Below are 14301 nucleotides of genomic sequence, written 5' to 3'. Positions count from 1 at the left end.
CCGCTTGCGGGTAGAACCACTACCCGCTGCACGACGCGCCTTGTCTCGGAAAACAGGGGGCACCAACGCGGACGTGCGATTCAATCAGCGTCTCCTTAATCATGGGGGAGCAACCGCAGATTGCAACGGGTTGGCGTTGGTCCGGACGGGCAGAGCCGGTATGATTCCCGGCGTCATCCGCATGGGCCCCGGCACGCCAACGATGAATTCCTCCCAGGAGCTGCTCGATCACTTGAGCCGCAACAGTTCGCCATACCAGGATCCGCTCACGCGGATTCGCTGGGATGCGCTGTCGCCGGAGGACTTCTGGATCCCGGAAGAGGCCGTCTCGCTATTCGGTACGCCGGAATACTCGGCGTTGTCCGCCGAGCAGAAACGCCGCCTGTCGCAGTACGAGTTCCTTTACTTCATCAGCGGGGCACTGTGGCTGGAGGGCCTGTTCATGGAGCGCATCTCGCGCATCTCCATGCACTCGACCGGCCGGCTGGACCGACTGAACTACCGCCTGCACGAGCTGCGCGAAGAGGCCGGGCACAGCCTGATGTTCATCGAGTTCATGCGGCGCAGCGGCCTGGAGCTGCCGGAGAAGCGCTTCCCGAAGCCACGTCTCGCCACGCTGGTCGGACGCTTCGCCCCGTTCGAGTCCTCGATCTTCTGGATCGCGGTGATGATCGGCGAGGAAGTGCCGGATCGGATGAACCGGCTGATCCACCAGCGCCGCGACCAGATAAGCCCCACGGTGCATGACGTCGTCACCACCCACATGATCGACGAGGCCCGCCACATGGCGCATGCCCGCGACACGCTGGAAAGCTACCTGGACTCCCTGCCCGCCTGGCAGAAGACCACCTACCGGCCGCTGATGCGCCGGGTATTCCGTCAGTTCGTGCACGCCTTCTACTACCCGACGGCGGATATCTACCAGCTCGCGGGCCTGCCCGCGGGTCCGGACTACCGCCGACTGGCACGCGACAATCCGCGCCGGGCCGCCTTCATCGACACCTGTGTCGACCCCGCGCTGCAGATCCTGCGCGCTCAGGGGCTGGTCCTGAACTGGCGATAGGGAAACATTCCGGCCAGGACCAGCACCCGGACCCGGCGCCGCCGCGTCCCGCGCGGCCACGCCGCTTGATTGGGTATCATCCAGTCCATGGCCCCGCACCTTCAGCTCCGACCTCCAAGCACGACCTGGCGTCAGATCGAGCTCGGCATCTTCATCGTGCTGCTGGTGATGATTGGTCTGCGGGTCTGGTTCCAGCCACCCTCTGCACTGGAGCAGCTCACCTTTCGCGAGGAGTTGCAGGTCGTTCTGGTGGACACTCCACTTGGCCGTTCGGAACTGACCATGGCCAACGGCCACGACCAACTGGACCTCGACTTGCTGCACGGCTTTGCGCGGGAGCTGGGCACGCGCATCCGGGTCACCCGCGTGGACACAGCGGCCGAGGCCCACCAGCGTCTGCGCGAACAGCGCGTGGATCTTGCCGCCGGCTTGCTGGTCGATCCCGGCGATCCCGCGGTCAAACCGGGCCCGGAGATCCTCGCGATCCAGCAGCTCCTCGCCTTCTGGCGCGGCAACGAAGCGAACGCGGCCCTGTCCGCCCTCGACGATCTGCCTGCCGGAACCCGTCTGGGGTTCACCGCGCAATCCCCCTTGCCGGAACGCCTGCGGGACCACCTGGCCCAAGTCGAGGCCTCAAGACAACGGAGCTCGACCCTGGCGGAGGGTCCCGAATCCGCCGATCCGGAAGAGAACCCCTTGGAAACGCTGAGCGACGAGCCACCTGACCCAGCGATCGACCTGGTACCGCTGGGCACCGCCGAGGCGCTGCGCCAGGCCCTGGCCGCAGGCGAGATCGACTATGCCCTGATGAACTCGCTGGAGTTCGGGCGGCTGCGGCGCCTGCATCCGGAGCTGCGCACCGCGTACGAGTTCGAGCGCGGTGCGACCGTCACCTGGCTGTTCCCGTCCGGGTTCGACCACAGCCTGATCGAAGCGGCGGAACGCTATATCGAGCGCCTGCGCGAGAGCCGCGAACTGGAGCTGATGACCGACCGTTACCTGGGCCACCTGGAGACCCACGACCTGGTGGACGCCCTGACCTTCGCCCGCCGAGTGGAGGACCGCCTGGATCGCTTTCGCGACCTGTTCGAGAGCGCCGGCGAGCAATACGGCCTGGATTGGCGCTTCATCGCGGCGGTGGCCTATCAGGAGTCACACTGGAATGCCAACGCCGTGTCGCCCACCGGCGTGCGCGGGCTGATGATGCTGACCCAGAACACCGCTGCGGGTCTCGGCATCGACGACCGCACCGATCCCGCATCGAGCGTGGACGGTGGCACGCGATACCTGCTGGATCTGCGCGAACGACTCCCGGAGCGAATCCCGGAACCGGACCGCACCTGGATGACCCTGGCGGCCTACAACGTCGGCCTCGGTCACCTGCACGACGCCCGTCGCCTGGCGGATGCGCATGGCGACGATCCGGATCGCTGGCTGGACGTGATGCAGTGGCTCCCGCGCCTCGCCGACCCCGAATGGTACGAGCGCACCCGCTATGGCTACGCCCGTGGCTGGGAGCCGGTCGTCTACGTGCAGAACATCCGCAGCTACTACGACAAGCTGATCCAGCGCTTCCCCGAAAGCGGCGACCACAGACCGCCGCCCCCCGAGCCGTATCGCCGGGTCCCGGTGTCGCTCTAGGTGTGGAATCTCACAAGGATGTCCACGGGACGACCGGACTGCATTCAGCACCGGCGGATCAATATCGAGCCCTCGTGCGTCTCTCCCCGAACACCCTCCGGAAAGGCCTGCATGACCCGTTCTCTCGCCGTTGTTTTGCTCACTCTGGTAGCGCTTCTGGGGACGCCGCTTATCGCCCTGGCACAGGATGCCGGGGATCCAACCGGCGCTGCGAACGCAGCCGCCATCATCGAGGCCGGCGGCGCCGAAGTGCCGGTGGAGCGCTATCGCGCCGACGGCGACGCCGTGCTGCTGTGGTTCCCGTCAGAGCACGGGTTGCGCGACGGCCACCGCACCCAGGCCCTGGCCCTGCAGGCCATCGGCATCGAGGTCTGGCTGGTGGACCCCTTCAGCGGCCACTTCCTGCCGGAGGCCGCCTCCAGCTTCGATGACATGCCCACCACGACGGTCGCGGACCTGATCGAGTCGGCCCACGCCGATACCGGTCGCGCGGTCTTCGCGTTCGGCCACGACCGCGCCCTGCCCTGGCTGCTCACCGGGCTTTACCAGTGGCAGCTCGCCCACCCGGATGCGGGCCACCTAGCCGGTCTGCTGATGGCCAGCCCCTACCTGCACACCGGCGTGGACACCGAAGGTACCGAGCTGCAGGCCATCGTCGGGCTGACCAACCTCCCCGTGTACATCCTGCAACCGGCGCAATCCCCTCAGCGCCAGCAACTCGGCCGCATCCGCGCGGGTCTCTCGGAGGGCGGTAGTGCCGTGGGGGCCCGCCTGCTGCCCGGAATCCGCGACCGGTTCTTCGTCCGCCCCGATGCCACGGCCGGCGAGCAACTGGCGAGCGAACACTTCCATCGCGAGATCGCCTTCGGCATGGAGATGCTGTCGCGCCTGCCCCGCCAGCGGACGCCGGCCGTGGCCGAGGCGGACACCGACCTGGCCGTGCGCACCCCCACCGGCGGCGACGCGCAACTGAACACACTGGACGAACCCGTGGCCGCCCCGCCGCTGGAACGGCCCGACCTTGCCGGCGACACCCGGCGTCTGGAGGACTATCGCGGCGAGGTCGTGCTGGTGAACTTCTGGGCCAGTTGGTGCCCGCCCTGCGTGCACGAGATGCCATCCATGCAGTTGCTGGAGGATGAACTGCGCGCGGAAGGCTTTCGCATCCTCGCGGTGAACCTCGGCGAGGACGAGGCCACCATCCGCCGCTTCATCGAGGACGAAGTGCAAACGGACTTCACCATCCTCCTCGACCCGGACCAGGCCTCCCTGAATGACTGGCGCGCGATGGCCTACCCCACCAGCTACGTCATCGACCGCGAGGGCCAGCTGCGCTACTACCTGTTCGGCGCGATCGAATGGACCGAACCCGGCGTCATCGACCAGATCCGCAAACTCCTCGACGAACAGGCGCAAGGGTAACCCCGCGATCGCTCGAAATACCCGCCAGGCGTGGGCCCTTGCGCGTGCTCGTCAGCATTCGGGACTACGCTCAAGGAATGGCGGATGCCGAGGAGAATCCGATGAAAAAGCCCGAGCCCGCATCGCCCCTTGTACGCGGCCTGCTCGCGAGCCTGGCACTGCTGGTGGCCTCGCCCACCTTCGCGGAGGTGGAGGTGGGCATCACCACGGACATGGCCGAGTTCGAGGTGCGCCACGGCGACGAGCGCGTGACGGTGACCCGCGACCAGGACACCTTCGCGACCATCGATCTCGACTATGCGCAGATTGCGCGCCCCTGTCCGCCCTTCTGCATCCAGCCGATGAGCCTGGGTCGCGGGGTCGAGACGCTGGGTGAACTGGAGTTCATCGATTACCTGCGCCAGACCACCGAGCGCGACGACCTGCTGATCATCGATTCACGCACCCCGCGCGAATATCGCCGCGGCACCATCCCCGGGGCCATCAACATCCCCTGGGATCGCCTGCACTTCGCCTCCGGGGCCGACCCGGACGACGTACGCAATGTGCTCAGCGACCGGTTCGACGTGGTCTTCGACGGGGACTTCTACGACTTCAGCCACGCGAAGACCCTGGTGCTGTTCTGCAACGGCCCCTGGTGCGGGCAGTCCCCCACCAACATCCGCACGCTGACCAACCTCGGCTACCCGGCCGAACGCATCAAGTGGTACCGCGGCGGCATGCAGATGTGGCACGCCTTCGGCCTGACCACGGTGGAAGGCTCCACCGACGAATAACGCACGACCGTCCGGCCGGCTATTCGGGCTCGGTCATGAGGGTACGGACGCGGTTGATGACGTCGGGGTCGTCCCATTCGATGGCGCTGTTGACGGAATAGCGCACGCGGCCGTCGCGGCCAAGGATGAAGGAGCTGGGGAAGGCGAATACACGCCAGTCGGCGGCAACCCGGCCGTCGAAATCCATCAGCACCGGGAAATCCACCTGGACCTCGTCCATGAAGGCGGAGATGTGCTCGGCGCTCTCCTGGTAGTTGACCGAGACGATGGCGAAACCCGTGCCCAGGGTCTTGGCCATGCGGTTCATCGACGGGATCTCGTGGACACAGGGCGGGCACCAGCTGGCCCAGAAGTTCAGCAGGACCACCTGCCCTGCGTAATCGGACAGCGACTGCTCATCGCCCAGATGATCGGTGAGCGTGAAGTCGTCGACTGGTGGCGGGTGATCGCGCGCTACCAGCCCCCGGCCGGCCTCGACCTCGTGCGCGAGTTCCGGCATAGGCGCCGCCGCCAGCGGGCTCGGGACACTCGCCAGCAGCCGGCCCGCCTGCAGCAACTGCGCGGGCAGACGGGCCGCCATGGCCACTTCCTCCGGTTCGGGGTCGGAACGGCGCAGGTAGTAGAAGTCGCGCACCCCCGGGATCATCCGCACGAATACCGCGCTGCCACCCCGGCGCAGGTCGGTCAGGATCTCGTCCAGGTGCCAGCGGTAGACGCCCTGGGTCGGCTGCAGCAGAAACACCGGAAGGCTGGTGGCCCGCACGACATCCACAAACTCCGCGGGCGCCCCGGCGACTGGCGTGTCCACCATCAGATTGGGGAAGGCCAGGGCCGCACCCAACACGTAGGCCGCCTCGGGCCCGTCTTCCTGCCACTGGCGCAGGCCGCGCAGCGCGGTGATGGCCGGCCGACCGGAGGCCACCAGCATGACCTCCTTGCCCGTCTCTTCATGCGCGGCGCGCAGCAACGCGGCCACGCTGACACCATCCAGGCTGCGCATGCTCTCGTTGGTGCGGGGGAGGAAATGGGCATCCAGCAGGTCCACCTGCCAGACCTCAATGCCCAGGGCCGCCAGCTCGCGGCCGAACTCGGCATGGTTGGCGTGTGCGCCCGCCTGCGGCAGCAGCCAGAGGTAGAGGCGCTCACCCTCGGCCGGGTAGACGGTCACGTCCAGCTCCACGCCGGCGGGATCCGTCACGGTCATCGAACGCGGCTCCGCGACGTCGGCCAGCACCGGCGCAGCCAGAATCAGGCACAGCAGCAGGCCAAGACGTGGCAGAACGCTCATCGACACGGGACGCACGGATCAGGGAGACGGAAGGCGACTATAGCGCCCTGTCGGGCGGGCGGAAACATCGCCGGCCCATCCAGCAAACGGGATCAGCGCGGGTGAATGTGCCGGTAGGTACGCAGGCGGCGGGTCTTCTCCACCATCCGCCACAGGGAACGGCTGTTGTTGTAGCGCGAGACATGCTGCAGCGGGACCCACAGGATGTCGTGCGACTCGTGGCTGCCGGGCACCGGCAGGCGGTCATCGATCTCCAGCAGGAAGCGCACGTCGATGTGCTCGTGCATCGGGAAATGCGGGCTGGCGGGGATGGTGTGGATATCCAGGTCGAAGATGTCTTCCTCGACGAGCCGGATATGCTCGGGGGGCAGGCCAGTTTCCTCGTGTGTCTCGCGCAGCGCCACCTGCAGGATATCCGCCTGACCGTCGGCATGCCCGCCCGGCTGGAACCAGCGATGGTGCTTGCCGTGCAGCAGCAACAGGGCCTGCTCGCGATCCGGGCTGACCACCCAGGCCGAGCCGGTCACGTGGGCCGGCGTCAGGTCGCAATTGAAGCAGTCCGGGTGGTCGTTGACGAAATCCAGCGCGCGGCGGACGAAGCCGGCCTCCTCGATGAAGGTCGTCTGGTGACGGGCCAGCAGGTCCAGCAGCTGCGCGCGATGCATCTCAGGTCCCGGCGGGGTTGTGCAGCGCGTGGATCGCGGCGCGCGCCGCCTCGTCCACGTCGCCTTCGCGGCCGGCGAGGGTCAGGCGCCCGAAGGCACCCACCGCGCGCACATCAATCAGCGACACATTGGCCGCCTTCAGCGCCTGGTTCGCGGCGTAGATGATGTAGCCGGCCGGCTCCGCCTCGAGGATGAACATACTCTGGTCCGGCAGGATCATGTTCCCGCGGCGGTTCTGGCGGTTGATCAGCACGGTGTGGTCCGGGGTCATCCCGCGGATGGTCTCCTGCCACGGGATGCGGCAGGGCTGACGATCCTCCTGGCTGGCGCCCAGGCGCGAGAGCAGCACGCGACCGGCCTCCTGCACCTCGCTCTGGTCGCGGTGGTGGATCACCATGGAACCGAACTCGCGCTCCACGACCTGCTGCGCGAGGTGCACGTTGGTCGCCTTCAGCGCCACGTCGGTCAGACGGTGCACCGCCATCCCCGGCGAAACCTCCACCCACAGGCAGGAGTCCCCCGGTACGGGCAGAAAGCCCTGGGAGACCGTAGCCATGTATTCCGCCAGCTGCGGCTGGAGGGAATCCATGTAGACGTAGGTACGCAGCTGGATCATCGATTCGCTCTGGGCCGGGGCCTGGGCCCCATGGGTCCCGCGCGTCGCGGCCCGAACCCGCGCGGGGCGTCCGCGCACAGGTTACGCAAGCCGCCTGCTACCGCCGGCCTGCGTGAGTACACGGGAGAATTGAGGGGCGTATTGTGAACGCAGCGGGCCTCAAGCTCAATCTCCGGGCCGCATCGGAGCCCCTGCAACGCGCCGACACAACCCCCGTATGGCCTCGTATAATGCTACGCCAGCCCAGCCGCCACAGGGATTGTCATGACAAAGCAGGACGCGGAACACCTCCTGGCCCGCGTGGAAGATGCCGACCTCGACCTGGCCGAGACCCTGCGCGAACTCGTCGACTGGCTGCGCCCGGAAGATCCCCTCAATGTGGCCCCGGTTATCGGCCGGATCGAACAACTGACCCTGGCGCTCGCGGACCACCCGGGCCTGCAGGAACGGCTGCGTCAGCGACTGGAGGACGGGCTGGAGGACGCCCGGCACCTGACGCTGTACACCGGGATCGGCCTGTTCTCGCGCAAGGGATTCTTTCGCGAGGCGGCGGAGCTGATCTACGAGCGCATCAACCCGCGCCCGATGGATCGCCAGGATCTAAAAGATGTGCTGTTTCACGTCTTTCACCAGACCGACGATGCCGTATGGGTCGCCGCCCTTCCGGACGATGCCTGGTGGCGCCTGCTGGAGGCACTGGGCTGCCTGTCCGGCGAGCATCCCGGGGTCCTGCACCGGGCCCGCGAGGAGATCCTCTACGCCCTGGAGATGCTGTCCATCTGGGTGGCGGCCGAGGAACTGGAACCGGAACTCCTGCGCCTGGACCCGTCGATCGCGGAGCGCAACTCGGCGTTTGTGGCCCAGGAGCGCGAGATCTCCGCCTACGTGCGCGACTATCGTGCCGCGCTGGAGGACCCCAACCGCGAACGCATGGACGACCGCCACGCCCGCGTGCTGCTGGAGCAGTGCGGCGAGCAGATCGCGCGCCTGCGCCAGCTGGCCATCACCCACGGCAACAGCCTGTCCCTGACCCACCTGCTGGAACGCCTGGACCAGACCCTCCGGCGCATCCACAAGCTGCTCGACCTGCTGGAACCCGATGCGGAGCGCGATACCCGCGCCGCCTCGGTCGGCGTGTTCCGCGAACTCATCACCATCAGCGCCCGCCAGCACGGGGTGCGCGCGCTGTGGCAGGACAACATCAAGCTGGTCTCGCGCAGCATTACCCAGCATGTCAGCGACACCGGCGAGCACTACATTACCCAGTCGCGCGGCGAATACTTCCAGATGCTGCGCTCCGGGGCCGGCGCCGGGCTGATTATCGCGGTGATGGCGCTGATCAAGATCCAGATCGGGGCCCTGGATCTGTCCCAGGCGGCCTACACACTGTGGACCAGCCTGAACTACGGGCTCGGTTTCGTGCTCATCCACATCCTGCACTTCACGGTCGCCACCAAGCAGCCGGCGATGACCGCTGCGCGCCTGGCCGCCGCCATCGAGGAGAGCGAACGCGGGACGGCCGACCCGCGCAAGATGGCGGACCTCCTGATGCGGGTAGGACGCTCGCAGTTTGCCGCGGTACTGGGCAACGTGGGCATCGCCCTGCCCACCGCAATCCTGATCGGGCTGTTTTCCGCCCGCCTGCTCGATGCCCCGATCCTGTCCGGCCAGGAGGCCGACTACCTGATGGACGGCCTGCGCCCGATCATGGGGCTGGCGCTGTTCTTCGCCGCGATCGCCGGGGTCTGGCTGTTCGTCTCCGGCCTGATCGCCGGCTTCTTCGACAACCGCTGCGCCTATCTCGACCTGCCCGGCCGCCTGCGGGAACACCCTTGGCTGCGCCGCCTGCTGCCCACCGGCGCCCGCCACCGCCTGGCTGACTGGATCGGCTACAACTACGGGGCCCTGATCGGGAACTTCCTGTTCGGCGTCCTGCTCGGGGTCACCGGATATGTCGGCTACCTGCTGAGCCTGCCGCTGGATATCCAGCACGTGGCCTTCGCCTCGGCCAATCTCGGCTATGTCACCGCCAGCGAGGCACCCGGGCCGGGGATATTCACGCTGTTCCTGGTCTTCGTGCTGCTGATCGGGGCCGTCAACCTGTGGGTCAGTTTCGGCCTCGCGCTGTACGTCGCGCTGCGCGCCCGGGGCGTGCGTATGGGGGCCTTCGGCCGCGTCTTCCGCGCCTACGGCCATCATCTGCGCGAACGCCCGCGGGAATTCCTGTTCCCCCCGCGTGCCGTTGCCGCCGCCGACGACAACGACAACGACAAAGGCGATGCTCGGTAGCCACGCCCGGGGTCTCCTGCTGCTGCCGCTGGCCATCCTGTGGCTGGCCGGCTGTGCCGGAGCGGTGCCCAACCCGTCCGGCGGCGAGTCCCGCGTGCCGATCCTCGCCCCGGAGGTCATCCACACCGCGGACGGTGATCGACTGCCGCTGCATCGCTGGGGTCCGGAGACCCCGGATCAGGTGGTGCTGGCCCTGCACGGATTCAACGACCACGGCGGCAGCATGCAGGCCCTGGGCGAGGCCCTCGCCGAGCATGCCATCGCAGTCTACGCCTACGACCAGCGCGGCTTCGGCGGCACGCGCAATGCCGGCTACTGGTCCGGTCATCGGATCATGGCCGAGGACGCCCGCACCGCGCTGCGACTGCTGCAGGCGCGTTATCCCGATCGCACGCCCTACCTGGTCGGCAAGAGCATGGGCGGCGCGGTCGCCCTGCTGGCCGCGGCGGAGGCGCCCGACGCCGGGGAGGGGACACCGCTCGTGGCCGGCACGGTGCTGATCGCCCCGGCCGTCTGGAGCCGGGGCGACATGCCCTGGTATCAGCGCTTCGGCCTGTGGCTGGGAGCGCGCCTGGCCCCCGGCTGGCGCCTGGACGGCGAGATGGCGGCGGAACTGGATATCCACCCGACGGACGACCCCGCCGTGCTGCAACAGATGCGCGACGACCCGCTCGTGCTGCGCGACGCGCGCATCGATGCCCTCGACGGCCTGACCACCCTGATGACCCACGCGCTGGAGACCGGTCCCGACCTGCCCGCGCCCAGCCTGACCCTGTACGGCGCGCGCGACGATCTGGTGCCACCGCGCCCCCTGGCGCGCCTGCTGGAGGGGCTTTCCGCGCAGGAGTCCGGTGCCCACCGCGCCGTGCTCTACCCCGAGGGCTACCACATGCTGACCCGCTACACCCGCGCCGGAACTACCTTCGCCGACATCGCCGCGTGGCTGCAGGACCCGCAAGCCCCCCTCCCCTCCGGCCACGAACGCAGCCTCGATGCGCTAACGCAATACCTTCGAGACCTGGACTGACTGGCACCGCCGGCGCATCAAAGCTACGCTCGATGCAGCAACCTCTGGAGAACGCCCCATGAGCCACTCGACCTCCAACCGTCTTGACGACCTGGTGGCCCGCAGTCGGCGCGACCAGGCGGAGCGCGAACGCGGCTATCGCGAGCAGGCCCTGAAGATGTATCCGTGGGTTTGCGGGCGCTGCGGGCGGGAGTTCACCCGCGCCAATCTGCGCGAGCTGACGGTGCACCACCGCGACCACAACCACGACAACAACCCCCCGGACGGCAGCAACTGGGAACTGCTGTGCCTGTACTGCCACGACAACGAGCACCAGCGCTATACCGATGCCACCCCCGGAAGCGGCAAGACGGGCGGCACCACGGCCACGCACAACCCGTTCGCCGGGCTGGCCGGCATGCTCAAGGGGGACAACGATCCGCAGGGCGACGACTCGGGGGCGTAACCCCCGCGACCGCTTTCACAGCCGGCGCCACCAGAACTGCAATGGCTTGTGGGTTTCCTGCGTCTCGCCAATATCCGGCCAGGGAAACTGGCAGACCAGGCCCTCGGCCCGGGTGTAGCCGCGCCTCCTCCAGAAACCGTCCAGCGGCCGATAGTCCGCCGGGCGCCGCGGGTGATCCTGCGGGCGCACCACCGCACAGAAGGTGGCATGCGCAAACCCCAACCGGCGGGCCGCCGCCTCGCGCGCGGCGAAAAACCGGTGCCCGGCTCCCTGACCACGAAACTCCGGCTCCAGCACTGACTCCGCGAGGTAGTAGTACGCCGCCGGGTCCAGCCCCTGCTCGCGAAACGGGGCCTGGAATTCCGCCTCGGCCGCGGCCAGAGGCAACGCGGTGGAGGCGCCCACCACACGGCCATCTTCCAGCGCCAGCACCAGCGTGCTGTCCGGGCAGTCCGCGTAGTCCTGCAGGTACCGCGCCTCGTACTCCGCACTGCCGTCGTAGAGGTACGGCCACTCGCGGAACACCGCGATACGCAGGCGTGCCACGGCGTCCAGATAGGGCGTTATACCCGCCCCGCCCACGGTCCTGAATTCCATTCGTTTCGGCCTCCTGCGCTCGCGCTCAGACCGCTCCCGGGGTGTCGGCCGGGGCCGGCTGCCCCACACCGCGCAGCAAACGGCCCAGGATATCGGTCCCGCTCAGGATGCGGCGCTGATCATCGGTCCACAGCAGGATGACATCGTCGCCGACCACGGTGTCGCCACTGCTGGCCGGGCGCACCTTGAAATGCGGCACCAGCCCGCCCAGACGTCGGCCCCCATCACGCACCACCAGAGGATGATGGCAGTGATGGTGGGGATCAAAGCGTTCCGGTGCAAACAGGGCCTCGCGGGTAAACTCCGGGACCCGGATCACCGTGCGCGGCTCGCCTTCGGGGTCGGTAATCACTATCCAGCCCCGCCCCGGCCGATTGAGCCGAACCAGGAACGGATCATCGGTCCGCGGCGCGATCGCGGGGAAGACCGGGCGCCCGTCCGCGAATTCCATGGCGACCACGCTGTCCGGATCCAGCGCCTGCCCCTCGTGCTGCACCAGGATGTCGTCCAGCTCCAGGAAATTGCGGGCACCGCGGCCCTCGACCCGCGTGATCTCGCTGCCGTGCGCCTGCATATGCAGATCGATCAGATAGTGCAGATCGCGCTCCGGAAAGAACCGGATCTCCTCGCCGCCGAGCCAGCGATCCAGCACCCAGGCCGTGGGGCGCGCCACCGGATACATCAGGAACTGGTAGAACCGCAGCAGCGGATAGAGCGCCCCGGCCACCTTCAGCGCGTGCCGGGAGAAATAGGACTGCGGCAGGATCTCGGCAAAGATCGTGATCACGACCGTGGAGAACAGGAACGCCGCCACGCCCCCCATCACCGAGCCCGACAGCAGCGCCAGGAGCACGTTGACGGCGACATTGCCCCAGAGGATGGTCACCAGTGCAAAGTTCGCATCGCCGCGCAGGGCCAGCAGGCGTTCCGCGCGCGGATCCCCCTTCTGCGCCTGGACCTCCAGTTCCAGCTTGCTGCGCGAGAACAGCCCGAGATTGAGCCCGGACAGGATAGCCGATTGAGAGAGGCAGACGAGGATACCCAGCCAGGTCAGGAGGCTCATGGGGTCTTTACCTTGGCTCGCGCATACATGGCATCAGGGTACCGCGCCGTACGCCGTGCGCGCCCGCACGGAACAGGCCCTGCGCTTTGCGATACCACCCCAAGCCGCTGCAGAGCATCTACACTCGAAGACGGGGCCGGTGCCTGCCGGGCCGGCCCCGCAGCGGTCCCGTCGCCCCGTCCAACGGGTACCCGGGGCCACCGTCTACGCCACAGGAGGATCTGCATGGACACTGTCTGGATCGTTGTCGCCGATGCCGCGCGCGCCCGCATCTTTGCCTGCGAGGGCCGCGCCTGTCAGGGGATGCACGAGAGCGAGACGCTCTCGCACAGCGAGTCCCGCGCCCACAACCAGGATCTCGTCTCGGATCGCCCCGGGCGCAGCTGGAGCAGTGCCAGCGGGGATGCGCGGCACGCCATGCAGGAGAGTACCGATCCCGCCGCCAACGAACGCAACCGTTTTGCCCGCCAAGTCGCCGAGCGGCTCAAGGCCGCCTATCACGAGGGCACCTTCAAGCGACTCGTGATCGTCGCCGCGCCGACTTTCTTGGGCGCCCTGCGCGAGGTACTGGACCCGACCGTCGCCCAGAGCGTTACCGCCGAGGTGGCCAAGAACGTGACCAAGTCCACCGACGCCGCCAGCCTGCGCAAGCACCTGCCGGATTTCCTCTACTGACCGACCCGCCCCGGCCCCGACCCGGGGCCGGCCTTCACCACGCGCGCCACACCCAAGCGACGGGCGCGCGATTGTGTGCATGGATCCGAGTTTTCCTGGCTCAGTGCATCAGGTCATCGGGCTGCAGCGTTCCGAGCAGACGCGGCCCGTCAGTATGCGGCTCGAACACGGCCATCTCGGCCTCGTCGATCTCCACCTCCGCGGCGTGGCGCAGGTTCAGGTCATGGCCCACGATCAAAATGTTCTTCCCCGGGGCTTCGGGCGGCGTGTTCAGGTGCCGCCGCAGCCCTTCGATCAGCTCCTCGCGGCGCGCAGCATCCTGAATAATCGGCAGATTGTAGAGTTCGGTCCGGATCTCGTACTCGCCGAACCCGTAGTGCGCGGTCTCCCAGTTACGGCAGAACTCGCTGGTCAGCACCTGCTCGACCGGTATGGCGTGCCGCTCGAAGCCCTTGCCCACCTGCCGCGCCTGTTCCCGCCCGCGGGTGCTCAGGTTGCGCTGCCCTTCGCAGTCCGTCATGTCGGAGAGGTCATAGTCGTCGTGCGACCGATCCGTGGCCGCATGCCGCCAGTAGATCACCAGCCCGCCCGCCTGCAGGCGCTCGATCAGGGCCTTCGGTGCCAGCGGCTCGGCGCCGGCCGGGGCCACCATCGCCAGCATCAGGGCCAGTACTCCACCCACCATCCCGTTCCTCACCACATCACCCCCGATCTTTCCGCCCTCCCCTTTGCGT

General features: G+C 67.9%; 14 protein-coding genes. 8 read left to right on the top strand and 6 right to left on the bottom strand.

Going from position 1 to position 14301, the window contains the following annotated elements; all coding sequences use genetic code 11:
• Positions 1–202 precede the first annotated feature (202 nt).
• The 4 genes from C996_RS0112810 (at position 203) to C996_RS0112795 (ending at position 4902) form a co-directional block, all read left to right on the top strand.
• Positions 203–1063: a diiron oxygenase gene (locus tag C996_RS0112810; protein WP_018867827.1), complete on the top strand. Its 861-nt coding sequence runs from the start codon at positions 203–205 to the stop codon at positions 1061–1063.
• Between the two features lie 87 nt (positions 1064–1150).
• A complete protein-coding gene (gene mltF / locus C996_RS0112805) occupies positions 1151–2704 on the top strand; it encodes a membrane-bound lytic murein transglycosylase MltF (RefSeq protein WP_018867826.1) in 1554 nt (517 codons plus the stop codon).
• 111 nt (positions 2705–2815) lie between these two features.
• Positions 2816–4126, top strand: a complete 1311-nt coding sequence (locus C996_RS0112800; RefSeq protein ID WP_026279320.1) for a TlpA disulfide reductase family protein — start codon at positions 2816–2818, stop codon at positions 4124–4126.
• A 77-nt stretch (positions 4127–4203) separates the two neighbouring features.
• Positions 4204–4902: a rhodanese-like domain-containing protein gene (locus tag C996_RS0112795; protein ID WP_018867824.1), complete on the top strand. Its 699-nt coding sequence runs from the start codon at positions 4204–4206 to the stop codon at positions 4900–4902.
• A 19-nt stretch (positions 4903–4921) separates the two neighbouring features.
• Here C996_RS0112795 and C996_RS0112790 read toward each other — a convergent pair whose 3' ends face one another.
• From C996_RS0112790 to C996_RS0112780, 3 genes are all read right to left on the bottom strand, one after another.
• Entirely contained in the window at positions 4922–6190 is a 1269-nt protein-coding gene (locus C996_RS0112790; protein WP_018867823.1) for a TlpA disulfide reductase family protein, read from the bottom strand.
• 92 nt (positions 6191–6282) lie between these two features.
• A complete protein-coding gene (locus C996_RS0112785; protein ID WP_018867822.1) occupies positions 6283–6855 on the bottom strand; it encodes an NUDIX hydrolase in 573 nt (190 codons plus the stop codon).
• A 1-nt stretch (position 6856) separates the two neighbouring features.
• The gene (locus C996_RS0112780; protein WP_018867821.1) at positions 6857–7471 is read right to left on the bottom strand and encodes a BMC domain-containing protein; all 615 of its coding nucleotides are present in this window, start codon (positions 7469–7471) and stop codon (positions 6857–6859) included.
• Positions 7472–7735: 264 nt separating this feature from the next.
• Between C996_RS0112780 and C996_RS0112775 the strand changes: the two genes are divergently transcribed.
• Genes C996_RS0112775 through C996_RS0112765 form a run of 3 tightly spaced genes read left to right on the top strand, consistent with a single transcriptional unit; the run spans position 7736 to position 11232 of the window.
• Positions 7736–9760 (top strand): site-specific recombinase, encoded by a 2025-nt coding sequence (locus C996_RS0112775; RefSeq protein ID WP_018867820.1) that lies wholly within the window; start codon positions 7736–7738, stop codon positions 9758–9760.
• Positions 9750–10787, top strand: coding sequence for an alpha/beta fold hydrolase (locus C996_RS0112770; protein ID WP_018867819.1), 1038 nt, complete (start codon positions 9750–9752; stop codon positions 10785–10787). The genes C996_RS0112775 and C996_RS0112770 overlap by 11 nt, the downstream gene beginning before the upstream one ends.
• Positions 10788–10845: 58 nt before the next feature.
• Complete coding sequence (locus tag C996_RS0112765; protein ID WP_018867818.1) at positions 10846–11232, top strand: YajD family HNH nuclease; 387 nt, start codon at positions 10846–10848, stop codon at positions 11230–11232.
• A 15-nt stretch (positions 11233–11247) separates the two neighbouring features.
• On the opposite strand, the gene C996_RS0112760 is transcribed toward C996_RS0112765, so the two are convergent.
• Entirely contained in the window at positions 11248–11829 is a 582-nt protein-coding gene (locus C996_RS0112760; RefSeq protein ID WP_018867817.1) for a GNAT family N-acetyltransferase, read from the bottom strand.
• Positions 11830–11854: 25 nt separating this feature from the next.
• Complete coding sequence (locus C996_RS0112755; protein WP_018867816.1) at positions 11855–12892, bottom strand: DUF21 domain-containing protein; 1038 nt, start codon at positions 12890–12892, stop codon at positions 11855–11857.
• Between the two features lie 225 nt (positions 12893–13117).
• Here C996_RS0112755 and C996_RS0112750 point away from each other — a divergent pair, with 225 nt between their 5' ends.
• Positions 13118–13567, top strand: coding sequence for a host attachment protein (locus tag C996_RS0112750; protein WP_018867815.1), 450 nt, complete (start codon positions 13118–13120; stop codon positions 13565–13567).
• Between the two features lie 100 nt (positions 13568–13667).
• On the opposite strand, the gene C996_RS0112745 is transcribed toward C996_RS0112750, so the two are convergent.
• Complete coding sequence (locus C996_RS0112745) at positions 13668–14252, bottom strand: histidine phosphatase family protein (protein WP_018867814.1); 585 nt, start codon at positions 14250–14252, stop codon at positions 13668–13670.
• Positions 14253–14301: the final 49 nt, after the last annotated feature.

The organism is Thioalkalivibrio sp. ALE25 (assembly GCF_000377285.1).
Taxonomy (GTDB): Bacteria; Pseudomonadota; Gammaproteobacteria; order Ectothiorhodospirales; family Ectothiorhodospiraceae; genus Thioalkalivibrio.
This window is presented reverse-complemented; position numbering and strand designations above follow the sequence as displayed.